This is a genomic window from Tabrizicola caldifontis (assembly GCF_004762095.1).
Lineage (GTDB): Bacteria > Pseudomonadota > Alphaproteobacteria > Rhodobacterales > Rhodobacteraceae > Tabrizicola > Tabrizicola caldifontis.
Genome location: NZ_SIJH01000001.1, coordinates 309,390 through 333,208 on the forward strand (window position 1 = coordinate 309,390; position 23,819 = coordinate 333,208).

The window sequence follows — 23,819 nt, forward strand, 5'->3', positions numbered from 1 at the left end:
GTCCAGATGGTGCGGCAGGCACGAGATTGGGAATCCGCGCGGTCGGAATGACCTAAGGCACCAGACCTTCGCCGGATCCGGCCAGAGGACCGCAAGACCCCGAGGCCAGTCAGGCAAGCACCGAGCGAACGAAGGAAACAAGTTCGCCGCGCACCGGATCGGTCTCGAACAGGTTGCCACCGTGGCCGGCACCGGGGACAAGCCTGTAGTCGATGCGCGCATCCGGGTCGGCGGCAATCCAGGCCTCGCGCAAGCGCTTCGATTGCAGGTCGGCGACCAGAGGATCTGCGTCGCCGTGCCGGATGAACAGCGGTGGCAGCGGCTCGCGCAGGCGGTCGAGCCGCCCGATCGGCCCCGCCGCGCGCGCCTTGGGGCGGTTTTCGCCCACGGCATATCCCAGAAGCTGGCTTTCCGGGCTGTCGGCTGCATCGGCGGAGCCCATGGCGGGCGTTCGGCCCAAGGTGGCCATGTCACGATCCATGGTCGAAAAATCCATCGGCCCGTAAAGACTGACCACCCCTTTCGGCGGCAATCCCACCTCGACCAGGCTCAGCGCCGTCGAGACTGCCAGGAACGCCCCCGCCGACTGGCCCAGCAGCACCATTCGGGACGGCGCAATCCCCAGTTGGTCCCCATGACGCTGCAAGTGGACAACGGCGGCGAGGCAGTCATCGCCCTGGGCAGGCCAGCGAGCGGTGCCGGAAAGGCGATAATTGACACGCACCACAGCGATTCCGGAATCCAGATACTCGGGCCAGACGGGCAGATCGGCCTTGTCGCCCGTGCGGAAGGCCCCGCCGTGGATCATCACCAGCACGGGGACAGGCGCCGTTCCACGCGGCCGGGTGATGTCCATGACCTGGCTGGGGTCGGGGCCATAGACAACCTCGGCTGCCCGTTCCGGCCGCCAGCGCCACAGGGCCAGGCCACCGGCCGCCGCTGCGGCACCACCGACCAGAAGGGTTCTGCGGATCAGTCCGGGCATTGCCTGTCCTTCAGTGCAGCGCCGCGCGCAACGCCGCGTAGTCCTCGGCGCTGATCTGACGTGCATCGACGACAATCGTGTGTATGGCGAACAGTACCGCCCGGGTCTGCGGCAGGCGCAGAAGCGTCTGACGTTCGCAGCGGACATAGGATTGCCCGGTGGGCTGCCGTCGCCAGTCGCCTTCCACTCGCGGGTGGTGCAACATGAAATCGTCGTAGGTGAAGAAGTTCATCCGCCAGAGCGGCTGCTCTGGCCGGATTGCGCTGAGCAGGCGATGAACGCGGGCGGCAAGCTGGGCATCATAGATCTTCACCGGGCCGTGGATGCCGGTCATGGGACGGCCGATCTTCTGCGCCAGCGTCCAGCTTGCGGGGAAACACAGGATCGCCCCCGTCAGGCTGTATTCGTCGCCCTGCGCCTCCATCAAGCAAAGATCCTGCTGGACCAGACGCCCAAGTGTCAGCAGCGGTTCAGTCGCATCCAGGGCGACCGTCTCGCCATCGGGGCGGGTAACGCTGTGGTCGGTCACGGAAAAGCCCGGTTCACCGCGCAGCCAGTCAAGCACGGTGACGTAAAGCTCGTCCGCGGCCGGACGTGCTTCGGGCAGCAGGGCGTGGACGACCTGGGGCTGCGCCGCGATCAGACGGTCACGCAGCGCCATCTGGGCGGCATAGGCCTCGTCAACACGCAACCAGTCGCGACCCTGCACCGGCTGGATGCCAGGCAGGCGCCGCGTCACCGGGTCGGCCCATGGGTGTAGCGGAAGCCGGTCCTGAAGGATCGGCGCGTCTTGCATCGGATTGACCATGGCTGTCTTTGACCACGCCGCACGCGCGGCTGCAACCAACACGTTTGCGACCAGGGGCGTCGCTGCTGGCCAAGGCCGGATTCGACCAAGGCGGCATGCTTGCCCGAACAGGGAGAAGGCCCGCATGACCGACTATCACCGCGACCGCCGGAAGATTGACCCCTCGCGCGGGCCGCGGCTGGGGGACGGGACGCCCAACGACAACGACCGGGTGGAGATCGGGCCGACGCAACTGGCCTTCCGGGAATGGGAGGCAGCAGGGCTGCGCCTTCCCGATCTGGGGCGGATGCGGCACGACCGCTGGCAAAGGCTGGTCGCGGGGATCGTGGCGCGGGATTACGGGGGCCTGCTGATGTTCGACCCGCTGAACATCCGCTATGCGACCGACACGACGAACATGCAGCTCTGGAACACCCACAACCCGTTCCGCGCCTGCCTGATCTGCGCCGACGGCCACATGGTGATGTGGGAATACAAGAACTCGCCCTTCCTCGTGACCTTCAACCCCTTGGTGAAGGAGATTCGCTCTGGCGCGACCTTCTTCTACAACTCGACCGGCGACCGGGGGATGGAGGCGGCAAAGGGCTTTGCCGCGCAGGTCGATGAGGTGATGCGGGAACACGCGGGCACCAACCGGCGGCTCGCGGTGGACAAGATCATGGTCCACGGCCTGCGCGCGCTGGAGGCCGCGGGCTTCTCCGTCGAGGAAGGCGAGGAGGTGACGGAACGGGTCCGCGCGGTCAAGACGCCGGACGAGATCCTGGCCATGCGCTGCGCCCATCACGCCTGCGAGGCCGCGGTCGCCGAGATGGAGGCCTTCGCGCGGGAAAACGTGCCAAAGGGCAATGTCAGCGAAGATGCGATCTGGGCGGAACTGCATGCCGCCAACATCCGGCGCGGGGGCGAATGGATCGAGACGCGGCTTCTTGCCTCGGGGCCCCGGACCAACCCCTGGTTCCAGGAATGCGGGCCGCGGATCGTGCAGGAAAACGAGATCGTGGCCTTCGACACCGACCTGATCGGCTGTTATGGATTCTGCATCGACATCAGCCGGACCTGGTGGGTGGGCGACGCTCGGCCATCGAACGCGATGGTCTCGGCCTTCCACCATGCACTGGACCATATCGCCGACCACAAGGCGCGGCTGAAACCGGGCGTCACGATCGAGGAGCTGGTGATGCAGGGCCACCAGCTTGCCCCGGAATACTGGGCGCAGAAATATTCCTGCAAGATGCACGGGGTCGGGCTTTGCGACGAATGGCCCTATGTGCATTACCCCGACGGCTGGATCCCCGGCGCCTTCGATGCCGCGCTGGAACCCGGCATGGTGCTGTGTGTCGAGGCGCTTGTCTCGCCCGAAGGGGGTGACTTCTCGATCAAGCTTGAGGATCAGGTGCTGATCACCGAAACGGGCTGCGAAACGCTGACCACCTATCCCTTCGATCCGCGGCTTATGGGCCAGGCCGGGATCACACGCGACAGACGCCATTAGCCGTATCTGGCCCGGCGGGTTCCCGCTTGCATTACCTTGTCCTTGCGCTAAGCCGACGCCAGCAGGGCGTGCGGAAGCCACCGGCGATCGGCTGCATGCGACCAAGGCCACGGTGACGCGGCGGCGAGGGACTGCGACCGATGCTCAGGGCTCCAGTTGCGCCAGAATCCCCAGATGGTCGGACCCGAGCGCAGGCCGCAACGTGATCCGCCCGCCCGCGGGTGCAAAGGCGTGATCAATCGGCAGACGCAGCACCGGGTCGAAGCCCAGAAAGGTTCCGCGCGTCGGGCTGGCCGGAATCACGCGCGCCGCCTCGGCCAGCGCTTCGACCGAGTGTGCCCATCGCACCATATTGAAATCGCCGGCCAGCAGCACCGGCCCATCCAGCCCGCGCAGGACCGGCAGGATTTCGGCCACATGTTCGGCCTGGGCATAGGGCCAGGGCCATTGCAGATGCAGCGACACAAGCCAGATCCTGTGGTCCTGCCATTCCACCTGCACTGCGGCAAGGCCCTTGGCGCAGGTGCCGCTGCCCGCGACCGGTGTCAGCCGGGTCAGGATGGCCTGCCCCCCGACCGCGCGCCCCGGGCAGTGGTGCTGATGCGGATAGACATCCGCAAGAGACGACAGAAGCGACAGGTTCGGAGCGGAAACTTCCTGAAGCGTGACTGCCAGCGGCTCGGCGGCGCGAATGTCGGCCTCCAGTTCCACAAGCCGGGCGTTATCGTAGCGAAGGTTCTTCTGATACAGCAGGAAGCGCCCCGGCGGCCCAGGCCACAGATAGACCAGGGCAACCTGCCCCCCGACAAGCAGACCCACCAGAAGCGCCCCGAAGGCCGTGTGGCGCTGACCCGCCCAGATCGCCAGCAGCGCGAAAACGACCAGCGCCCCGGCCGCATGGGCCCGCCCCACCGAAAGCGAATCGCCAAGGGGATGCAGCCCGCCCAGGAACCCGCCAATCAGCGCAAGAAGCGACAGAACCAGGCCCGCCCGCAGCAAGGCATTCAGGATCGGATGCTCTTCGTCTTCCATGTTCAAGCTCTCATGGCCTTGTCTTGCCGTCTGGCCATCTTCGTTCAGCCCGGTCGCCCGGAAACCTGATACCCGGCACCGGTCGCGCTGCGCGCCAGACGCGGCTTAGTCGCCTATGGCCTGGGACAGCGGATCGTCAACACCCCGACGGCCTGTCTGCCACAAGGCTGTGGCAGACAGGGCCCAATGCCGGCTCAGCCCCGACCACGTTCGGCGGCGATGTGGTCGCGCGCGACGGACAGGGATTTCAGAACCGCGTGGGCCGCATCACCCGGCTGCAGGGCCAGTTGCGCAGCGGCGCGGCGGGTGATGCGCGCCAGGATCTCTTCCGCCCCCACGGCCAAGTGGACCATGACGCCCGGTCCGTCGCCGGGGCGGATCGTCGTGACGGTGCAGGGCAGGATGTTCTGCGCCGACAGCCCCTCGGGCCTGGTTCGGGACAGGATCACCTCATGCGCCATGATCCGCACCCGCAGCCGCGTGCCGGGCGGACTGCCGATGCCCGGCAGGAACAGCGGCCCGGTGGCGGTGGTCAGACGGGTCAGGCCGTCCTCCTCCTCGCCGGCCACGATGGCGGGCAGCAGGGCCGCGACCTCGCGGATGCCCATGGCGCGCAGGGCGTCGGGGTCGGCCATCACGGCGGCGGTGGTGCCTTCGCGCACGACGCTGCCCTTCTCGATCACCAGCATCCGGTCGGCCAGAAGCTGCGCCTCGTTCATGTCGTGGGTGACCAGCACCACCGGCATCTTCAGATGGGCGCGCAGGGCAAGGATTTCGGCATGCAGCCGTTCCCGCGTGGCCCGGTCCACCGCCGAGAAGGGTTCGTCCAGAAGAAGCGCCGCCGGTTTCCGCGCCAGCGCCCGGGCCAAAGCCACCCGTTGCTGCTGGCCACCCGAAAGCTGGGCGGGCTTGCGGTCGGACAGGCCGTGGAGGTTCACGAGGTCCAGAAGCCGCGCGGCTTCGGCCGGGTCGGGGCGGTCCATGGCGGCTGCCACGTTCTGCGCCGCCGTCATGTGCGGGAAAAGCGCGTAGTTCTGGAACACCACACCGACATGCCGGCGATGCGTGGGCAGGGCGATGCCGGATCCGGTGTCGAGCCAGACCTCGCCATCCACCGCGACCCGGGCGGTCGCGGGTCGCCACAGCCCGGCGATGCTGCGCAGGATCGTGGTCTTGCCCGACCCGGAATGGCCGACAAGCGCCAGAAGTTCCCCCGGCACGACCGAGAAGGCCACGTCCAGCGGGATAGGCGCCTTGGCCTGAAGCGCCACGGAGAGCGTCACGCCAGCCTCCGCCCGATGCGGGCCGAAAGCCAGTAGGTGATGGCGATGGCGGTGAAGGAGATGGCGACCAGCGCCGCCGACATGATGCCGGCACCGCGCATGTCGAAGCCCTGCACCCGGTCGTAGATGGCGATGGCGATGGTCTTGGTCTCGCCAGGGATGGACCCTCCGACCATCAGCACGATGCCGAATTCGCCAAGCGTATGGGCAAAGGTCAGCACCATCGCCGTCATCAGCCCCGGCCAGGCAAGTGGCAGTTCGACCTTCCACAAGCTGCGCCACGGCGACATGCCGCAGGTCGCCGCCGCCTCACGCAGTTCCACCGCGATGGCCTCGAACCCGCGCTGGGCGGGCTGGATCGCGAAGGGCAGGTTGAAGATGACCGAGGCGACCACCAGCCCCTCGAAGGTAAACACGAGCTGGTGTCCGAAGGTTTCCTGCCAGAAGGCCCCGACCGGAGAGTTCCGCCCGAAGGCCACCAGCAGGTAGAAGCCGAACACCGTGGGCGGCAGCACCAGGGGCAGCATCACCAGCGCCTCGACCGCGCCCTTGGCCCTGAACCGGCCATAGGCCAGCCAGCGGCCTGCCAGGACCGAGACCGGCAGAAGGATCGCCACCGTCCAGGCGGCCAGTTCCAGCGAAAGGGTAAGGGCAGTCCAGTCCAAGGTCAGCCCTCGTCTGGCAGAACAAAGCCGTATTTCACCATGATCGCGCGCGCCTTGGGCGACTGGATGTAGGCATAGAACTCCTCGGCCACGGGGCCCGCGTTGTTCAACAGAACCATGCGCTGCAACAGCGGTTCGTGCCAGTCGTGCGAGATCAGCGCGAACTCGCCCCTGGCAGCAACTTCGGGGGCACGCGCGAGAGAAAGAGCGATGATCCCACCCTCGGCATTGCCGGAAAGCGCGAACTGCGCAGTCTGGCTGACGTTTTCGCCCAGAACGAGGTAAGGCTGAATCTTCTCCCACAGGCCGCGATGCTGCAAGGCCTCCATCGCGCGCAGGCCATAAGGGGCATGTTCGGGGTTTGCGATGGCGAATTTCGTCAGCTTACCTTCCTCGATCAGCGCAGCGAGATTGTCCAGCGCCTCGTCCGGCTTCAGTGCCGAGCCATGCGGCGCCATCAGAACGATGCGGCCTTCGGCGTAAAGTGTGCCCTCATCGCGGGTCAGCCCCTCGGCATGAAGGTCGGCGATGAACTTCTGGTCGGCGGCCATGAACATCTGGAACGGCGCGCCTTCGCGGATCTGGGTGGCGAAGTTGCCGGTCGAGCCGAAGGACAGCTTCACCACTTTCCCGGTCTCGGCGGCAAAGGCGGCGGCGATCTCGGTCGCGGCAAATTGCAGATCTGCCGCTGCTGCTATGACCGGGGGCTCTTCGGCGGCAGCCGGCAGGGAGAGCGGCAGACAGACATAGAGGGATGCAACAAGGCCCAGGGCAATTGCAACGCGACGACGGATCACGGGGGCACCTCCGATATGTTTCGGAAAACATATCGCCTCAGGTCCGCGCGCGCGTCAATCCTCTGGTCGCATCTTTCCTTCGGGCTCGCGCAGCCAACCGTGAAGTCGGACCAGGTGTTGCACGGCGTGGTCGCGCGCCGCCTTCTCTACCGCGCGGTATTCGGCCAAGACCGCCTGACCGAGATCGGTGAGCACCGCGCCACCCTTGCCTGTCCCGCCCCGCGTGGATTCAACAAGCGGCCTGTCAAACATGCCATTCAGCGTCTCGATCAGCGTCCACGCTCGCTTGTAGCTCATCCCCATCTCGCGCGCGGCAGCGGCGATGGACCCGGTTGCCGCAATGCGATCCAGAAGCTCAGCCTTGCCCGGCCCGATCATCCCTGTGGCGCCAAAGCGGATGCGGATGCTCAGTGTCGGATGCAAGGTGGCGCTACACATGGCCTATCCATGCCAGTCCCGCCTGCAAAGGCAAGCCTCAAGTCACCGATGCATGGGCCATCGGATAAGGGAAAGTGCCCCGGAAAGCCTGCGTCAGACCCCGTAGATCTCGCCGAACTTGGCCTCGAGATAGTCAAGCAGCGGCCCCTCGCTTGGCTCGAACCCGCAGGCCCGCTGCACCACCTCGCGCGGTTCGTAAAGCGCACCATGTCGTTGCAGCCGGTCGCGCAGCCAGCCCGTCGCCGCCGAGACGTCGCCCTTGGCCATCATCGCGTCCAGCCCCGCTACCTCTGCGCGCAGCGCCTTGACAAGGCAGCCGGCATAGACATTGCCCAGCGTGTAGGTCGGGAAGTAGCCGAACAGCCCGCAGGACCAGTGCACGTCCTGCAGCATCCCGTTCGCGGGACGGTCCACCGCCACCCCGAAATCGGCGCGGAAGCGATCGTTCCAGGCGGCCTCCAGATCAGCCACGTCCAGATCGCCGCGGATCAGCGCGCGTTCCAGATCGAAGCGCATCATGATGTGCAGGTTGTAGTGGACCTCGTCGGCCTCGGTGCGGATGTAGCCCGGATGCACCCGGTTCACGGCCCGATAGAAGGCATCCGCATCCGCGATGCCGAAATCGCCGAAGATTTCGCGCATCCGCCCGAACAGCCAGCCGGTGAAGGCTCGGCTGCGACCCAGCTGGTTCTCGTAAGACCTGCTCTGGCTTTCATGCACGCCCATCGACACGCCCTGCCCGATCGGCGTCAGCGCATAGGCCGGGTCGATCCCCTGTTCGTAGGCGGCATGGCCGACCTCGTGGATCGTGGAATAGAAGCAGTTGAACGGATCGGTCTCGCTGACCCGCGTCGTGATCCGAACATCGTGGCCCGAGCCCGAACTGAATGGGTGCACCGCCAGGTCGATGCGCCCGCGCGACCAGTCATAGCCGAAGGCCGTGGCCAACTCGCGCGCCAAGGCCAGCTGGTCATCATGACCGAAAGTCCCGACAAGCCCGTGCGGCGCTTCGGCGCCCAGCACCTTCTCCCGCAGGGAGACCAGCCGCGGTCGCATCGCATTGAACATCGACGCGATGGCCGCGCCGGTCATGCCGGGCTCGTAGTCGTCCACCAGCGCATCGTAGGGGTCGCCCCCTGCGGCCAGCGCCGCGCCCTCTGCCCGCTTCAGCTCTACCACCTTGCGCAGCGTCGGAAGGAAGCCTGCCACATCGTCACGGGACCGGCACTCGGCCCAGATCCCCTGCGCCAGCGAGGTGGTGGCCGCGATCTCCTCGGCCAGTCGGGCCGGCACCTTCATCGCCCGCGCATAGCTGCGCCGGATCTGCCGCAGCTGCGCCCGAGCCACGGCATCGGGCGCTTCCGCCGCAGCCAGCCAGTCGCCGATCCGCGGGTCGGTCCGGCGGGCATGCAGGACGGCCTCCAGCGCGCCGATCTCCTCGGCCCGCTGTGCGGCGGCGCCCTCGGGCATCATCGTTTCCTGGTCCCAGCCCAGCCGGCCGGCCACCTGCGCCAGCGCCTCGGTCTGACGCTGGAACGCCATCAGTTCGTCATAGGCTGTCATGCTGTCCCTTCCCGGATCGAACCCGCCACAGGGTATTGCGAAAGATGCCTGGCCCGCAGGATCAGCACCCAGAGGATCACGGCCCCGATCTGGTGGGTGATCGCTACGTGCACATGCGCCACGGTCAGCACGGTGGCAATGCCCAGGGCCACCTGCACCACAAGCATCGCCATCACCTGATCGAAGGCCGCGCGCGTCGCCCGATAGCCGGACTTGCGCCCCTTCAGCCAGACCACCACCCCAAAGCCGAACAGCAGATAGCCCGACATGCGATGAATGAACTGCACGAGGCCGGGATTTTCAAAGAACGCATGCCACATTGGCAGGCTGCCCCCCTGCCCGTCGGGCACATAGAAAGCGTCTGCGGGAAAGAACTGGCCGTTCATCAGGGGCCAGGTCGGAAAGGCCCGGCCAGCATCGATACCCGCCACCAGCGCCCCCAGAACGATCTGCAGGAAGGCGAAATGCATCAGCCCGGTAGCAAGGCCGAAGAGCTTCACCTCGCGCCCCCGCCGCGCCGTCATAAGCTCTGCCTCGGACCGGCCCAGCAGAAAGACATACCAGGCCAGGACCCCCAGGATCACGAAGGCCAGCCCAAGATGCGTGGCCAGCCGGTAAGAGGCGACCGAGACCATCTCTCCGGTCAGGCCCGACGACACCATCCACCAGCCGATCGCGCCCTGCAACCCGCCGAGGCCGCCCAGCAGCCACAGCCGCCCCGACCAGCCCGGCGGCACCCGCCGGGCAAGGGCAAAGCCAAGGAAGCCCAGCGCCCAGACCAGGCCGATCAGCCGCCCCAGCTGCCGGTGCCCCCATTCCCACCAATAGATGGTCTTGAACTCCTCAAGGCTCATTCCCTTGTTCACCAGCTGATACTGCGGGATCTGCCGGTATTTCTCGAACTCGACCAGCCAGGCTGCCTCGTTCAGCGGCGGAATTGCACCGGTGACCGGGCGCCATTCGGTGATCGACAGGCCGCTGTCGGTCAGCCGGGTCATCCCGCCGACCGCGATCATTGTGGCAACCAGCAGGAACAGCGCGATCAGCCACAGCCGCACCCCGGCCCGCGCGCCCTTCGGCCTGGCATCGATCACGCCGCTTGCGGGCATCGCAGCAGGCTTCTGCCCCTCGCCGACCTCTTCGAAGATGCTGCGCTTTCCGGCCATCGCTACCCCCTCGTTCTGCGGCGGACACTAGGCCCGCACCCCGGGGCCTTCAAGGCCCTGCGGCAATGCTCCTCACCGCGTGACCGGGCAAGCGCCGGCCTCCGGCACCGCAACCAGAGGGCAAGAATGGTCCTTTCTCTCTGCAGAAATATCCTACGGGGGGGGTGCTGGGGTGTGAACCCCCCGCCTTCAACGGCGGCACAAAGCGTCGGGCTGGTTCATCCCCAGCGTGCGGCCCGATGAGGCCTCATCGCAGGCGACGCAGCAGATCAGGCGAAGGCTCACCGGTCACGGGCAGGCCGACACTGGCCTGAAACGCGCTGATTGCGGCGCGGGTCCGGGCCCCGATCACGCCATCCGTCCCCCCGGTGTCGAACCCGCGCGCAGTCAGAAGCCGCTGCAATTCCTGCCGGTCGGCCTGGGTCAGACCGGTCGCATCCGGACCGAAACTCGCCTGCACCGACCCCCGCCCCAGGATGCGGTCCGACAGATGCCCGACGCCGATGGCATAGTTCTGCGCATTGTTGTAGCGCAGGATCGTGGCAAAGTTCTGCGTCAGCAGGAAATGGGGCGCCCCCCCTGTATTTCCGCCAGCGATGATCGAGCCACCCGCCAACGGCACCGGGCCGACGGGGCGCACGCCCAGCCCCTGCCACTCTACCGCGGACCTGCCCTTGCCGCGCCCCAGAAGCCCGGTGTCGAAGCCCGGCGGAAGCGTCACCTCCATCCCCCAGGGCAGGCCCGGTGTCCAGCCCGAGCGTTTCAGATATGCCGCGGTCGATGCCAAGGCATCGGTAGGATCCTCGCTCCAGATGTCGCGACGCCCGTCGCCGTTGAAATCGACCGCGAATTCCAGATAGCTGGTCGGGATGAACTGCGTATGGCCCATCGCTCCCGCCCAGCTGCCTGTCATCGCCGAGGGAGCCACATCCCCAGACTGCAGAATACGCAGCGCCGCGACGAGCTGCGTCTCGAAGAACTCTCCGCGCCGTCCGTCGTAGGCCAGCGTCGAAAGAGCCGAGATGACCGGAACGTTCCCCCGTCGCGTGCCGTAGAAGCTTTCCAGTCCCCATACCGCCGCGACGACATGGGATTCCACACCATAGCGCGCCTCGATGGCCTGCAATGTTCCCCGATACTGCGCGAACTTCTGGCGGCCCAAGCTGACCCGCTCCTCCGAGGCGGCAATGTTCAGATAATCCTCTAGCGTGCGGCGGAACTCGGTCTGGTTGCGGTCGCGTTCGACCACTTCGGGCAGGAACCCGGCCCCGCGAAAGGCCGCGTCGATCGTTCCTTGCGAGATGCCGCGCGCCGCGGCCCGCCCCTTGAAGCCGGCCACCCAGGCATCCCATCCGGCATTCGGCACGGGCCTCGGGGCGGGGTCCGGCATCCGGTAGCCGCCACCGGCTTCCCGCCGCGAAGGCACGCATCCCGCCGCAAGCGCCGCCACACCGGCCAGAACCAGGCCGCGTCTTGTCAGTTTATCCATGCCCTTCTGCCTCTTGCCTGGTTTCTGTTTTCCTGCGGCGATGATAAGCAGCCCCCGTGTCCCCGGCCAAGTCCTTCGAAGCAAGGGCGGCGGGCTTGCGCCCCCCAATCGAAGCCGGAAGGGCCCGAGAAGAGGCTCATCACCCAGGTTGCACTGGAGCGAAATGCCTCGATAACGAGATCGGCAAGGTTGGTGCGACGGAACGCGACATTCTGATCCACGTCACCCCCTCAACCGCGCTACAGCCCGAGACATGGGCGCACGTCGGGGCCCGGACAGGCTCTCTGCCCCCCGACAGGCAGGGATCGTTCATGCGGATGATGCCCCGCCACGGAATTGCCGTTCCTGGTGACGGCCCGTCGGGCAAGTAGCCAGGCGTTTGACAAGGCTGTGATGCGGCCCGCACCGGGTAGCGGCCTCTGCCCCGGGCGGCTTCTGATCCTGCCTCGTTACAGGCCCTGACCGCATCGTGTTCTGGCGGGATCATGGCCCAGAAGGCCGCCCGGACCAGGCCGAACCTTTGCGCAAGGCGGCCACTCGCCCGTCCCTCCCCTTCGCGGGAGAGGGAGAGGGAGGCGGGATGCCGGCAGCGTGCCATATGGCGGTCAGTCGCCCTGCTTCTTCAGCTTCCAGGCGATCTGGCGCAGCATGCCGTGGAAGGTCTGTACCTCGGCGCGCGTCAGGCCAAGCCGGCCCCACATGTTGCGCAGGTTGGCCTTCATGCCCTCGGCCTTTGTCTCGGGGAAGAAGAAGCCCGCTATCTCCAGCCGTTCCTCGAAATGGTCCGCCAGCCGGTTCACCTCTTCGCGGCTGGCAAAATCCGTCCGGGCAAGCTCCATCACCGATGGCGCGACCGTGGCTCCGTGCCGCCGCCATTCGTACCCCAGAAGCAGCACGCATTGCGCGAGGTTCAGCGAGGGGAAATCGGGGTTTACCGGCACGGTCACGATGGCATTGGCCCGGATGATGTCATCGTTTTCCAGTCCGGCGCGTTCGGGACCAAAGAGGACACCCACCCGCTTGCCCTCGGCCGCCATTGCGCGGGTGAATTCCATGGCATGTTCCGGGGTGACGACTTCCTTCACCAGCTCGCGACCCCGCGCCGTCGTGGCAAAGACATAGTCGCAATCGGCGATCGCGGCGGGCAGGTCGGGGAAAAGCCCCGCCTGATCCAGCACCCGCCCCGCGCCTGATGCCATGGCCACAGCCCTGGGGTTCGGCCAGCCGTCGCGCGGGTCCACGACCCGCATCCGTTCCAGCCCGAAGTTCAGCATCGCCCGCGCGGCGGCACCGATGTTTTCGCCCATCTGCGGCCGGACAAGGATGAAGACAGGCGGGATCATGCGACGGCTCCTGCTGGGATTGCAGGCCAGATAGGCGAGGCGTGGCAGGCTGGCAAGCAAGGACAGGCCCCGCGGCCGGTAGCCAAGCGACCGAAAGGCTGGTAGAGCGGCGAAAACCCCGACGCCGGAGCCCTTGTATGCCCTCTGACGATCACCCGCAGATCACCCTGATCACCCCCCCCAGCTTCGACCCCGACAATTTTTCCGACCGGATCGCCCGGGTGCTGGATGGGATCGCGATCGCCTGCCTGCGGCTGTCGCTGGGCACGAAGGACGAGGATACGCTGATGCGCGCCGCCGATGCCGCGCGCGAGGTCGCCCACGCCCGCGATGTGGCAGTGGTGATCGACAACCACCTGATTCTGGCCGAAAGGCTGGGGCTGGACGGCGTGCATCTGACCGATGGCGCAAGGTCGGTCAGAAAGGCACGGAAGGAGCTTGGCGCCGATGCGATCGTCGGCGCCTTCTGCCGGGCCAGCAAGCATGAGGGCATGACCGCCGGCGAGGCGGGGGCCGATTACATCGCCTTCGGGCCGGTAGGCGAGACGCGGCTGGGCGATGGCAGCCGGGCAGAGTTCGAACTGTTCGAATGGTGGACGGAAGTGATCGAGGTTCCGGTGGTTGCCGAGGGCGCTCTGACGGCCGAACTGGTCGCGCGCTTCGGGCCGGTGACCGATTTCTTCGCGGTAGGCGAGGAAATCTGGGGCGCGGAAGATCCGCTTGCCGCGCTGAAGTCCCTTATGGCACCGCTGGGGTGACAGGGCGGGCATGGTGCCACACGCGGGGCCGCTGGCGTTCGACGTGTCAATCCGGGCGATCGGCGGCGTCCCTTGTCCTGGTCTTGCCCGCTTCGTCATGCCCCCTCTGCGCGCGGAGCCGCAGTCGAACGTCAGCCATCGGCCCCGAAGGATGAGGCCAGGGCTTGGTGCGCTGTAGTTCACCCTACGCTTCGGCGTTCGGATGGGCAGTGCGGATCACTCTTTCGCAGTGCTGCGCCAGCGTCTTGCGGTTTTCGAACGCATCCACCGGCACTTCGGGGTGGAATATGACCTCTACCCTGCCCTGCCGCGGGGTAGCCAGCATCTTCAGCAGGTGGCTGGCGAAATCCATGTCGCCCCACCAGCCATAGTGCCGTGCGTCCATGCCGTCCGGCGCATGATAGACCACGGTCACCGGCTGGATATGCATCGTCCGTTCCAGTGCGGGCGAAAAGAACGCCTGAAACAGCGTGGACTTGAACGGCAGCACGCGGATGCTGTCGGTCGAGGTACCTTCGGGGAAGAACAGAAGCCGATGGCCGGCCTGAAGGCGAGCCTCGAACATTTCCTGCTGCTTCTTCGCCTCGGTTCCCTTGCGGGCAATGAATACGGTGCCGGTCGCGCGGGCGAGCCAGCCGATGCCGGGCCAGCCCGAGACCTCGGACTTGGCGACGAAATAGACACGGGTCGCGGCATTCAGCACAAGGATGTCCAGCCAGCTGGAATGGTTGGCCACGATCGCGCCAGGGACCGTCATCGGCCGGCCCCGGACCAGAAGCGGCAGGCGCAGGACGGAAAGCGAGGCGCGGCAGACCGCCTGGGTGATCCAGGGTGTCACAGGGCGGGCTGCACCGCACAGCGGCCATTCGACAAGGCGCACCAGCAGCAGGAACACAAGGCCGCCATAGCAGAAGGATCCGATCAGCGAGCCCCGCCACAGGACGCGCAGCCAGCCCAGCGGGCCGATGCGCACCGCCGGCGGCACCGGAGCCGTCAGCCAGTCGCTCATCCCTGCCCGGCCTTGCGCATGTAGAAATCCCGGTGACGTGCCGACATCTGGCCGGTGTCCATCACAAGGCAGACATCGGTGGTGTTGAAATCACGGTCGATCCAGGCGCCGTCGCCGACAAAGCCGCCAAGGCGCAGGTAGGCCTTGATCAGCGCGGGCGTCGCGGCCATCGCGGCGCGGCGGTCGAGACGATCCTTCGGGATCAGGTCCATCTCCTGCCGGTTGGGCGGAAGCGCGCGGACACGCATCTCGGGCGGTGCCAGATGGTTGTGGTGCAGATAGGCCAACGGCTGGGCCAGCGCCGGAATGTTGGTGCCGTGAAAGCTGGCGGTGCCGAACAGCACCTCGATTCCCCTTTCCAGCACATATTCGGCCAGGCCGTTCCAAAGATGGAACATCGTCGCCCCGCCGCGGTGGTCGATGTGCACGCAGGAACGCCCCAGTTCCAGAAGCTTGCGGCCGGAATTCAGCAAGGGCGTCAGGTCGTATTCGGTTTCCGAATAGAACCGCCCCGCTGCAGCACGTCGGTCGCAGGGAAGGATGCGATAGGCACCGATCACATGGTCAAGGTTCGCCGGGTCGCGGCGGCGATCTACCAGGATCAGGTGGTCGAAGAACGGATCGAAGGCATCGCGTTCCAGCCGGGCCTCGTGGTCAACCAGAGGCCCGTCCCCGCCCAGTTCGGCCACGAACACCTCGTAGCGCAGCCGCTGCGCGGACAGGATATCCTCGTCCGTCGCGGCAAGCCGCAGGGCGTAGGGCGAGTCTTCGGCCGTCATCGTCCTTGCTTCGGCATGGGGCTTTCCTGACTTATCCCCCGCCCGGACCCATTGCAACCGTCACCCGGAAAGGGCAAGGCGGCACATCTATTACAGGTTGAGTTTCGCGGCAAGATTCGCACTATGGGCGAAAATCCCCGAAGTCAGGAACAAGAGAGATGCGCTTGCTGTCGATGACCACCTTTCCAGCATGTTCGAAGTTGACCGTGACCCGGGATCCGATCACCGATTGCACCTGACCAAGGCCCCAGTCGGCCCGATCCGGGTGGCGCACCAGCATGCCCGGCTGCAGCAATCCTGTCACGTCCGTCCCTTTCCGCAAGTTTCCCAATGCAAGACAAGCCCGACCTTCCTGCCCTGATCGCATCGCGCATCTGCCATGACCTTATCAGTCCGATAGGGGCAATAGGCAACGGGGTGGAACTTCTGACGCTGGAGACGGGTGCGGCCCGGCCGGAACTGGCGCTGATCGCCGACAGCGTGGCGCATGCCAACGCGCGCATCCGTTTCTTCCGCATCAGTTTCGGCGCTGCGCGAGGCGAACAGCGCGTGGCGCGGACCGAGGTGCTGTCGATCCTGACCGACCTCGGCCGGGCCGGTCGCATCGGCTATGCCTGGACCAGCCAGGGCGACCTGTCGCGCCGCGACGTGCGGCTGGTCTTCCTGCTGCTGCACTGCCTGGAAAGCGCACTGGCCTACGGCGGCAAGGTGCAGGTCGAACAGACAGCCGAGGGCTGGGCAATCCGGGCCGAGGCGCCGAGACTGAAGATCGAATCGGCGCTGTGGGAGGTGCTGGCCGAACCCCGCCCACCGGCGGGAATCGAGGCAGGCCAGGTGCATTTCGCGCTGGTGGCCGAGGAACTGGCGCGGCAGGGCCGGCGGCTGGTGACCGAGATCGGCGAGACCTCGGTCAGTCTCAGGATCTGATCGCGCCGTCGCCGGTCACCAGATACTTGAAGCTGCACAGCTGTTCGGCCCCCACGGGGCCCCGCGCGTGCATCTTGCCGGTTGCGATGCCGATTTCCGCGCCCATGCCGAATTCGCCGCCGTCGGCGAACTGCGTACTGGCGTTGCGCATCAGGATCGCGCTGTCGAGCCGGTCGAAGAAACGCTGCGCGGTAGCGTCGTTCTCGGTCAGGATGCTTTCAGTATGCTGGCTGCCGTAGCGGCGGATATGGGCGATGGCCTCGTCCACCCCGTCCACCAGTTTCGCGGCGATGATCATGTCCAGGAACTCGCGCCCGAAATCGTCCGGCGCGGCGCGCTTGGTGCCGGGGATCTTCAGCAGCTCGCCCTCGGTGCGGACCTCGACCCCGGCCTTGAGCAGATCCTCGATCAGGACGCCGCCATGTTTGGTGTAGAACTGCCAGTCGATCAGCAGGCATTCCGCCGCGCCGCAGATGCCGGGGCGGCGGGTCTTGGCGTTCAGCACCACGCGGCGGGCCTTTTCCAGGTCGGCGTCGCGATCGGCATAGACGTGGCAGATGCCTTCGAGATGCGCAAAGACCGGCACCCGCGCCTCGCGCTGGACCAGGCCCACGAGTCCCTTGCCCCCGCGGGGCACGATGACGTCGATGTACTGGGTGGCCTGCAGCATGGCCGTGACCATCTCGCGGTCGCGGGTGGGGACGAACTGGATCGCCGCCTCGGGCAGATTGGCCGAGCGCAGGCCCGCAACCATGCAGGCGTGGATCGCTTCGGAGGTCTGGAAACTTTCCGACCCGCCGCGCAGGATGACTGCGTTGCCCGACTTGAGGCAGAGCGCACCGGCATCGGCGGTGACGTTGGGGCGGGATTCGTAGATCACGCCGACCACGCCGAGGGGGGTGGCCACGCGCTGTATATGCAGGCCGTTCGGTCGGTCCCATTCCGCCAGCACGCGGCCGACCGGATCCTTCTGTTCCGCGATCATGCGCAGCGCATCGACGATCCCGCGCAGGCGGTTCTCGTCCAGGCGCAGTCGGTCGCGCATCGCGGGCGTGATGCCGCGCTGGTCGGCGGCGTCGAGATCAAGGGTGTTGGCGTCGAAGATTTCCTGCCGCCGGGTCCAGACGGCGTCTGCGGCCGCGATCAGAGCGGCGGCCTTGCGTTCCGAGGAGGCGCAGGCCAGCTCGGCTGCTGCTGCGCGGGCCTTGGTGCCGATCTCGGTCATCAGGTCGGTGAACTGGCCGTCCATCGTCTCACGTCCTCTTGCTGGAAGCCAAAAATTCTTGGGAAAGAATTCTGGCAAAGTCCTTCATGAAGGAATTTGTGCCTCAAATCACCATGTCGTCCCGGTGCACCAGCGCCGCGCGGCCCTGATAGCCGAGGATCGCCTCGATCTCGCCAGACCGGTGACCGGCGATCTTGCGCGCCTCGGCCGAAGTGTAGCGCACAAGGCCCTTGCCAAGAACCGCGCCCTCGGGGCTGAGGATCGCCACCGGCTCGCCGCGCCCGAAGCTACCGGTGACCTTCGTCACCCCCGCCGGCAGCAGGCTTTTCCCTGCCTTCAGCGCGGCGACGGCGCCAGCATCCAGCACCAGTTCCCCCTTCGGCTTCATCGCGTTGATCCAGCGCTTGCGCGCCACCTGCGGATCGGCGGTGGGGACGAACCAGGTACGCGGCGCGCCCTCAGCCAGCGCCTTCAGGGGCCGCAGGGTCGAACCTTCCATGATTGCCATGGCGCATCCGCCGGCAACGGCAGTGCGGGCGGCGAGGAGTTTCGTCTTCATCCCCCCCTTTGACAGGCCGCTGATCGGATCGCCCGCCATCGCCTCGATCTCGGGCGTGATCTGGTCCACCACGTCGAAGCGGGTGGCGGTGGGGTCTTCCTTGGGGTTCGCCGTGTAGAAACCGTCCACGTCGGACAGAAGGATCAGCTGATCCGCCCCCACCGTCACCGCGATCTGAGCAGCCAGCCGGTCGTTGTCGCCGAAGCGGATCTCGTCGGTGGCCACCGTGTCGTTCTCATTCACGATCGGCACGACGCCGAGGGAGAGCAGCGTCTCCATCGTCGCGCGGGAGTTCAGGTAGCGGCGGCGGTCCCCGGTATCCTCCAGCGTCACCAGCACCTGCGCGGTAGTAATGCCATGCGGAGCCAGCACCTCTTCATAGGCGCGCGCAAGGCGGATCTGGCCCACGGCAGCGGCGGCCTGGGATTGTTCGAGGGTCAGAGCGCCATCCGGCAGTCCGAGGATCTTGCGCCCTAGTGCGATCGAACCGGAAGAGACCAGCACGACATCGCTGCCGCGGACCTTCGCCTCTGCCACGTCAAGCGCCAGCGCCGAAAGCCAGGCCTGTTTCAGCCCGGCACGACGATCCACCAGCAGTGCCGAGCCGATCTTGACGACCAGACGCCTTGCGCTGCGCACATCGGGCGCGGATCGGGCCGCAGTCAGGGTTGCCATGGCGCTGGCTCCTGCGCAGGTTCTGCGGCGGTGATCGTGGCGTAAAGCGCACGAAGCACCTCGGGGATCCCCTTGCCGGAAACGCCGGAGATCACATGCACCGGCCCCCCGCTGGCCTTTTCCAGTGCACGGCGGCGGTCACTGATCTGACGCGAGTCCATGGCGTCGGTCTTGTTCAGGGCCAGGATGCGGGGCTTGTCACCAAGCACGGCGGAATAGGCCTCAAGTTCGGTCACTATGGTGCGGTAATCCTTGACCACAGTGGATGATGTACCATCGACCAGGTGCAGAAGCACCTTGCAGCGTTCCACATGCGCCAGGAACTGTGTGCCAAGGCCCCTGCCCTCCGAGGCGCCCTCGATCAGACCGGGAATGTCGGCCATGACGAATTCATGGCCGTCGATGCCCACGACGCCAAGGTTCGGGACCAGCGTTGTGAAGGGGTAGTCGGCGACCTTCGGCCGGGCGTTCGAGACGGCGGCAAGAAAGGTGCTTTTCCCGGCGTTCGGCAGGCCGACGAGGCCAGCATCGGCGATCAGCTTCAGCCGCAGCCAGATCGTGCGCTCCACCCCCGGCTGACCGGGATTGGCCCGGTTCGGTGCGCGGTTGGTCGAGGACTTGAAGCGCAGGTTCCCCCAGCCGCCGTTGCCGCCCTCGGCAAGGCAGACGCGCTGCCCCGGTTCGGTCAGGTCGGCGATCACAGTCTCCCCGTCCTCATCGAGGATCTCGGTTCCCAGAGGCACCTTCAGAACGATGTCCTCTCCCGACTTTCCGGTGCGCTGGTTGCCCATGCCAGGCTGACCGTTCTTTGCAAAGAAATGCTGCTGATAGCGGTAGTCGATCAGGGTGTTCAGGCCCTCGACCGCTTCAGCGTAAACGCTGCCGCCATGGCCGCCGTCGCCGCCATCGGGGCCGCCGAATTCGATGAATTTCTCGCGTCGGAACGAGACACAGCCCGCCCCGCCGCCGCCGGAGCGGATATAGACTTTGGCGAGATCAAGGAATTTCATCGGGGGGCGCTTTCGGGGACAGGTCAGGGAAGAGGGGATACAGGAAGCAGGGACGATGCTCAAGCGACGGCATGGCCCGACGTACAGCCGGGCCAGCAGTCCGGGAATGGCGCGGCTGGCGCCGCGTGCCGGCGTCTCGCCTCTGGCCGTTCCGGCCAACCGGCTCGTGCGGAGCGGGCTTCACACCCCCGCCCCCCCGAGGAGGGCGCGCAGGCCGGCGACGAGAGGATGGACCTGCGGCGCAAGCCGCGCCGCAGGGTGCCACCGTCAGCCCTTGGGGTCGAGCTTGCGAATATAGGTCCAGGTCGGCACGGTCACTCCGCGGGCGACGGAAAAGCTTTCGGCGTCGCCGAGATACTGGAAGCCGGCATTGGCCAGGACGCGCGCCGATCCGGGGTTGTCCTGGAAGGCCTCGGCGAACATCGTCGCGTTCTGCTGCGGGTTCGCATCGACCAGTGCCTGCACCGCCTCGGAGGCGATGCCGAGGTTCCAGAAGGCAGGCGCGACCCAGAAGGCGACCTCGGACTGGTTGCGATCCATCTTCTTCAGGCTGATCACCCCCAGCACCTCGGGCAGGCCCGAGCGGGTGCCATCCATGACCCAGATATCCTCATCGCCGCCGGAGGCCATGGCCCGGGCACAAAACGCCTCGGCCGCGCCGGGTGGCAAGGGATGGGGGATGCCCTGCGTCGCCTCTGCAACCCGCTTGTCGCCGGCGTAAAGCGCGAATAGTCCGGCATCGGACTTGCGCGCCGGGCGCAGGGTGAACCGCTCGGTCTCGATCGTGACCGGGGTTGCGGCGATCTTTTCCTGAAGCATGGCTTCCCTCCTTTGAAGCACATGTGGGGATTGCCGGTTACTCATGCAATCGCCCGTTTTCTTGGCCCTTTCGCGGCGGTGCCGACGGCGGACCGCCACAATCCCTCAGCGCGAAAGAGAAAGGGGACCGGCCCTTCAGCCGATCCCCCATCTACAATCTTATTGTAAAGGTTCGACCTACTCGGCTGCCTCGGCGACGGGGAGCACCGAAATGAAGGTGCGGCCCTTCAGGCCTTTCTTGAAGGTCACGCGCCCTTCGACCGTGGCGAAGATCGTGTGGTCAGTGCCCATGCCGACACCCTGGCCAGGGAACCACTTGGTCCCGCGCTGGCGGCAGATGATGTTGCCGGGAATGGCATGCTGGCCACCGTAGAGCTTCACGCCCAGGCGACGACCGGCCGAGTCGCGACCGTTGCGGGACGAACCGCCTGCTTTCTTGTGTGCCATGGGGACTTACTCCTGAACTGCGGCGGCCTTGGCGGCGCGCTTCGGTTTTTCGGCCTTCGAGGCAGCGGCGCCTGGCGCCTCATGCGCGGCGCGACGCGCGGCAACAGTGCCGATCGCCGGTTTCACGCCGGTCTTTTCCGCGCCCTTTTCCAGGACCTCGGTCACGCGCACCAGCGTCAGGTGCTGGCGGTGGCCTTTGGTGCGCTGGCTGGAATGCTTCCGGCGGCGCTTGACATAGTGGATGACCTTCTCGCCCTTGATCTGGTCGATCACTTCGGCCTGAACGGCCGCGCCGGGCACGAAGGGCGCACCGACGGTCGTGCCGACCATCAGGATGTCGTTGAACTGAATCTTGTCACCGGCCGCGGCATCAAGCTTTTCCACGCGCAGCACGTCGCCCGCCTGCACCTTGTATTGCTTGCCGCCGGTCTTGAGGACCGCAAACATGGGTCTTTCCTTCCTTCGCTCCGCGCCCTGTGGCCCCCTTTCGGGCGTTCCCGGGGTTTCCCCGCCTCGGACAGCGCGCCCTTGCGGGCGTCATCAAAAACACAGACCCGGCGCGAGTCGCCGCACGCCGGGATGCGCGCTTATCGGGCGGCACCAAGGCAAAGTCAAGGGGCGGCGCGCGATCCTCAGATGTCGGTGCCAAGCATCGCAACCCCTGCGGCCCGGCCAAGCTCGTAGGAGACGCGGCGGAAAACCTGGTCGAAGGCGATGAACAGCGCGCCGTTCAGCCGCCTTCCGGCCAGGCTTTCCATGAAGGCGATGTAGGCATCTAGCTCGGCATCGTCCAGCGGCTGGTATGCAAGCCCGAGATAGGCCTCGAGCCACGACCGCGTTTCGGCACGGATCTGATCTTCCTGGCCCCATACATCCTGCATAAGCTGGTCGCGTGGCAAACCATCGCCATATGCGCCGCTGTCGTTCATGCCGGTCATGAAGGCAAGATTGCCCGACAGCGCACCGGCAACATTCATCTCTACCAGATCGCCCGCCGCAATGAACCGTTCGAGTTGTCCCGCGCGCGGATCGCGGCTTGCACGCCGCTTGTCGGCCGCCACACGGGCGGCATCCTCGGCGGCCTCGTTCAGAAAGGCGCGACGGGCCTCGATCTCAAGCAGGACGACGCGCTGCCCAAGGTCGGTGGCGTAGAAGGCAAGGATTTCGGACAGGATTTCTGGGTTACCCCCCAGCTCTGCCTCGATCGCCGCCGCAAAACCTTTGCGCAGACGCGAGACATCATAGATGCCGTCCAGCGCCCGCACCCATTCGGTCCCGCCACCTGACGGGAACATGTCGGCCTGAAGGGTGCCGGCCTGTGCCAGCCCCTCCTCGCGCATCACGGCCAGAAGCTCGTCAAGCCTCAGCGCCTCAAGCAGCGCCTCGGTTGCACGGCTTGGGGCTTCGGACTGCGCAGGCGCTTCCCCGGCCTGAGGAACGGCGGTCTGCGCATGGCCGGGCGCGGACAGCGACAGGAGCGCGATGAGGGCCAGACGGTGAAGCGGCATGCGCGTCCCTTCCTGTGTGATCTGTCCGAGAGGTAACCCCTGCCCCGGCACTTGCCAAGCGTCCCGGACGCAACTGGGCGTGAACATGCGGGCGGCGCAATGCCCCGAACCTCTCGATTTGGCCCTTGCGCATCCCGCAAGAGCCGGGTATCCACCCCGCCACATAGACGACCCCTGAAGCGCGGAGAGGTGACGGAGTGGTCGATCGTGGCGGTCTCGAAAACCGTTGTAGGTTTGCGCCTACCGTGGGTTCGAATCCCACCCTCTCCGCCACTTGCCTGCTGGAGTTTTTTCTCTGCGTAGGAAGGGGCAACGATTTTCCCGTTGTTTTCGAGGGTTATGTGGGGTGCGCTGAGCACTGCTTCCTGCGCCACGAGGTCTGAAAGCAGTCTCTCGGGGCCGATATTCTCTGGACCTCTCGACTGCGTGATTCAGGTGTAAAGCCTGTAACACCATGAAAGTATTGGGATGACGCCTCGCAGCACCTGAACACTTCGATGCCAGTGGCGTTCGCGAGAAGGAACAGAAGTCAAACTTTTTCGTCGGGCTTCATTCCGACAGGGGTAGCGCGTTGAGGTCGGTTCGGATTTGCCTCCATCCCGGCATGTGCCGATTAAGCGTGCTCAGGAAGAGATCGTCGTGTCGCGGTGACACGAAATGGGCCATCTCATGCAGGATGACGTAATCGAGGGCGGCCAGAGGTTTCTTCGCGAGGTCGAGGTTCAGCCACACCAGCCCCTTCTCGGTATTGCAGCTGCCCCACTTCGTCTTCATCAACCTGATGCCCCATCGCGGCATCAGTACGCCCAGCCGATCCGACCACTTCGCGATGCGCGGAGCTGCCTTTTCCCGCAGCTGCGACCTGTACCACGTTGCCATCCAATGTGCTTTCTGATCGGTCGTTGAGCCTGCTGGTGTTGATTTCCACCCAGAACTGAGCCGGGTAGGCGTATAATTTCCACTGAGAATTGAGCCATGTGAACCTTCCCCCAGAGCGGTGAGCGGCGGGGGCAACGGAGTGATCCACATGGGACTTTTGAAC

Annotated in this window: 25 protein-coding genes and 1 tRNA gene; 4 read left to right on the forward strand and 22 right to left on the reverse strand. The window is 66.1% G+C overall.

Annotated elements, in window-relative coordinates:
- Positions 1–109: 109 nt before the first annotated feature.
- Complete coding sequence (locus tag EYB42_RS01450; protein ID WP_167850876.1) at positions 110–985, reverse strand: alpha/beta hydrolase; 876 nt, start codon at positions 983–985, stop codon at positions 110–112.
- Between the two features lie 10 nt (positions 986–995).
- A complete protein-coding gene (locus EYB42_RS01455) occupies positions 996–1,781 on the reverse strand; it encodes a heme-dependent oxidative N-demethylase family protein (RefSeq protein WP_135447481.1) in 786 nt (261 codons plus the stop codon).
- 136 nt (positions 1,782–1,917) lie between these two features.
- Between EYB42_RS01455 and dddP the strand changes: the two genes are divergently transcribed.
- Complete coding sequence (dddP, locus tag EYB42_RS01460) at positions 1,918–3,285, forward strand: dimethylsulfonioproprionate lyase DddP (RefSeq protein WP_135447376.1); 1,368 nt, start codon at positions 1,918–1,920, stop codon at positions 3,283–3,285.
- Positions 3,286–3,429: 144 nt separating this feature from the next.
- Here dddP and EYB42_RS01465 read toward each other — a convergent pair whose 3' ends face one another.
- The 9 genes from EYB42_RS01465 to EYB42_RS01505 all read right to left on the reverse strand — a co-directional run bounded on the left by EYB42_RS01465 (position 3,430) and on the right by EYB42_RS01505 (position 13,061).
- Positions 3,430–4,317: an endonuclease/exonuclease/phosphatase family protein gene (locus EYB42_RS01465; protein WP_135447378.1), complete on the reverse strand. Its 888-nt coding sequence runs from the start codon at positions 4,315–4,317 to the stop codon at positions 3,430–3,432.
- A gap of 194 nt (positions 4,318–4,511) precedes the next feature.
- Positions 4,512–5,600, reverse strand: coding sequence for a molybdenum ABC transporter ATP-binding protein (gene modC, locus EYB42_RS01470; RefSeq protein ID WP_135447380.1), 1,089 nt, complete (start codon positions 5,598–5,600; stop codon positions 4,512–4,514).
- A complete protein-coding gene (gene modB / locus EYB42_RS01475) occupies positions 5,597–6,265 on the reverse strand; it encodes a molybdate ABC transporter permease subunit (protein WP_135447382.1) in 669 nt (222 codons plus the stop codon). The genes modC and modB overlap by 4 nt, the downstream gene beginning before the upstream one ends.
- 2 nt (positions 6,266–6,267) lie before the next feature.
- Positions 6,268–7,062, reverse strand: a complete 795-nt coding sequence (gene modA / locus EYB42_RS01480) for a molybdate ABC transporter substrate-binding protein (protein ID WP_205909940.1) — start codon at positions 7,060–7,062, stop codon at positions 6,268–6,270.
- 54 nt (positions 7,063–7,116) lie between these two features.
- On the reverse strand, positions 7,117–7,500 hold the full coding sequence (locus EYB42_RS01485; RefSeq protein WP_135447384.1) for a winged helix-turn-helix domain-containing protein: 384 nt from the start codon (positions 7,498–7,500) through the stop codon (positions 7,117–7,119).
- Positions 7,501–7,593: 93 nt separating this feature from the next.
- On the reverse strand, positions 7,594–9,063 hold the full coding sequence (locus tag EYB42_RS01490; protein ID WP_135447386.1) for a carboxypeptidase M32: 1,470 nt from the start codon (positions 9,061–9,063) through the stop codon (positions 7,594–7,596).
- Positions 9,060–10,229 carry a heme A synthase gene (ctaA, locus tag EYB42_RS01495; RefSeq protein ID WP_135447388.1) on the reverse strand — a complete coding sequence of 390 codons (1,170 nt, stop codon included), beginning with the start codon at positions 10,227–10,229 and terminating at the stop codon, positions 9,060–9,062. The genes EYB42_RS01490 and ctaA overlap by 4 nt, the downstream gene beginning before the upstream one ends.
- A 247-nt stretch (positions 10,230–10,476) precedes the next feature.
- Complete coding sequence (locus tag EYB42_RS01500) at positions 10,477–11,718, reverse strand: lytic murein transglycosylase (RefSeq protein ID WP_135447389.1); 1,242 nt, start codon at positions 11,716–11,718, stop codon at positions 10,477–10,479.
- 605 nt (positions 11,719–12,323) lie between these two features.
- Positions 12,324–13,061, reverse strand: a complete 738-nt coding sequence (locus tag EYB42_RS01505; RefSeq protein ID WP_135447391.1) for an RNA methyltransferase — start codon at positions 13,059–13,061, stop codon at positions 12,324–12,326.
- A gap of 137 nt (positions 13,062–13,198) precedes the next feature.
- Here EYB42_RS01505 and EYB42_RS01510 point away from each other — a divergent pair, with 137 nt between their 5' ends.
- Entirely contained in the window at positions 13,199–13,819 is a 621-nt protein-coding gene (locus EYB42_RS01510) for a thiamine phosphate synthase (protein ID WP_135447393.1), read from the forward strand.
- Positions 13,820–14,003: 184 nt separating this feature from the next.
- Here the strand turns inward: EYB42_RS01510 and EYB42_RS01515 are convergent, their stop codons facing one another.
- The 3 genes from EYB42_RS01515 to EYB42_RS17530 all read right to left on the reverse strand — a co-directional run bounded on the left by EYB42_RS01515 (position 14,004) and on the right by EYB42_RS17530 (position 15,887).
- Positions 14,004–14,828 (reverse strand): lysophospholipid acyltransferase family protein, encoded by an 825-nt coding sequence (locus EYB42_RS01515; protein WP_135447396.1) that lies wholly within the window; start codon positions 14,826–14,828, stop codon positions 14,004–14,006.
- The gene (locus tag EYB42_RS01520; protein WP_135447398.1) at positions 14,825–15,607 is read right to left on the reverse strand and encodes a GNAT family N-acetyltransferase; all 783 of its coding nucleotides are present in this window, start codon (positions 15,605–15,607) and stop codon (positions 14,825–14,827) included. The genes EYB42_RS01515 and EYB42_RS01520 overlap by 4 nt, the downstream gene beginning before the upstream one ends.
- A 121-nt stretch (positions 15,608–15,728) precedes the next feature.
- On the reverse strand, positions 15,729–15,887 hold the full coding sequence (locus EYB42_RS17530; RefSeq protein ID WP_240783929.1) for a DUF3553 domain-containing protein: 159 nt from the start codon (positions 15,885–15,887) through the stop codon (positions 15,729–15,731).
- A 50-nt stretch (positions 15,888–15,937) separates the two neighbouring features.
- On the opposite strand from EYB42_RS17530, the gene EYB42_RS01530 reads away from it, so the two are divergent.
- Positions 15,938–16,534: a histidine phosphotransferase family protein gene (locus EYB42_RS01530; protein ID WP_135447402.1), complete on the forward strand. Its 597-nt coding sequence runs from the start codon at positions 15,938–15,940 to the stop codon at positions 16,532–16,534.
- On the opposite strand, the gene EYB42_RS01535 is transcribed toward EYB42_RS01530, so the two are convergent.
- From EYB42_RS01535 to EYB42_RS01565, 7 genes are all read right to left on the reverse strand, one after another.
- Entirely contained in the window at positions 16,524–17,783 is a 1,260-nt protein-coding gene (locus EYB42_RS01535; protein ID WP_135447404.1) for a glutamate-5-semialdehyde dehydrogenase, read from the reverse strand. The genes EYB42_RS01530 and EYB42_RS01535 overlap by 11 nt on opposite strands.
- A 79-nt stretch (positions 17,784–17,862) precedes the next feature.
- Complete coding sequence (gene proB / locus EYB42_RS01540; protein WP_135447407.1) at positions 17,863–18,993, reverse strand: glutamate 5-kinase; 1,131 nt, start codon at positions 18,991–18,993, stop codon at positions 17,863–17,865.
- Positions 18,981–20,003, reverse strand: coding sequence for a GTPase ObgE (obgE, locus tag EYB42_RS01545; RefSeq protein WP_135447408.1), 1,023 nt, complete (start codon positions 20,001–20,003; stop codon positions 18,981–18,983). Before obgE ends, proB begins: the two co-directional genes overlap by 13 nt.
- Positions 20,004–20,270: 267 nt before the next feature.
- Positions 20,271–20,822, reverse strand: a complete 552-nt coding sequence (locus tag EYB42_RS01550; RefSeq protein ID WP_135447410.1) for a GNAT family N-acetyltransferase — start codon at positions 20,820–20,822, stop codon at positions 20,271–20,273.
- 177 nt (positions 20,823–20,999) lie between these two features.
- The gene (gene rpmA / locus EYB42_RS01555; RefSeq protein ID WP_135447412.1) at positions 21,000–21,269 is read right to left on the reverse strand and encodes a 50S ribosomal protein L27; all 270 of its coding nucleotides are present in this window, start codon (positions 21,267–21,269) and stop codon (positions 21,000–21,002) included.
- A gap of 6 nt (positions 21,270–21,275) precedes the next feature.
- Positions 21,276–21,716: a 50S ribosomal protein L21 gene (rplU, locus tag EYB42_RS01560; RefSeq protein ID WP_135447414.1), complete on the reverse strand. Its 441-nt coding sequence runs from the start codon at positions 21,714–21,716 to the stop codon at positions 21,276–21,278.
- A gap of 185 nt (positions 21,717–21,901) precedes the next feature.
- Positions 21,902–22,777, reverse strand: a complete 876-nt coding sequence (locus tag EYB42_RS01565; RefSeq protein WP_167850877.1) for a DUF2059 domain-containing protein — start codon at positions 22,775–22,777, stop codon at positions 21,902–21,904.
- A 183-nt stretch (positions 22,778–22,960) separates the two neighbouring features.
- On the opposite strand from EYB42_RS01565, the gene EYB42_RS01570 reads away from it, so the two are divergent.
- Positions 22,961–23,050: transfer RNA gene (locus EYB42_RS01570), tRNA-Ser, on the forward strand.
- A gap of 276 nt (positions 23,051–23,326) precedes the next feature.
- Here the strand turns inward: EYB42_RS01570 and EYB42_RS01575 are convergent.
- Positions 23,327–23,819 (reverse strand): YgjP-like metallopeptidase domain-containing protein (locus tag EYB42_RS01575; RefSeq protein ID WP_205909941.1); only part of this gene is annotated, 493 nt, incomplete at its 5' end.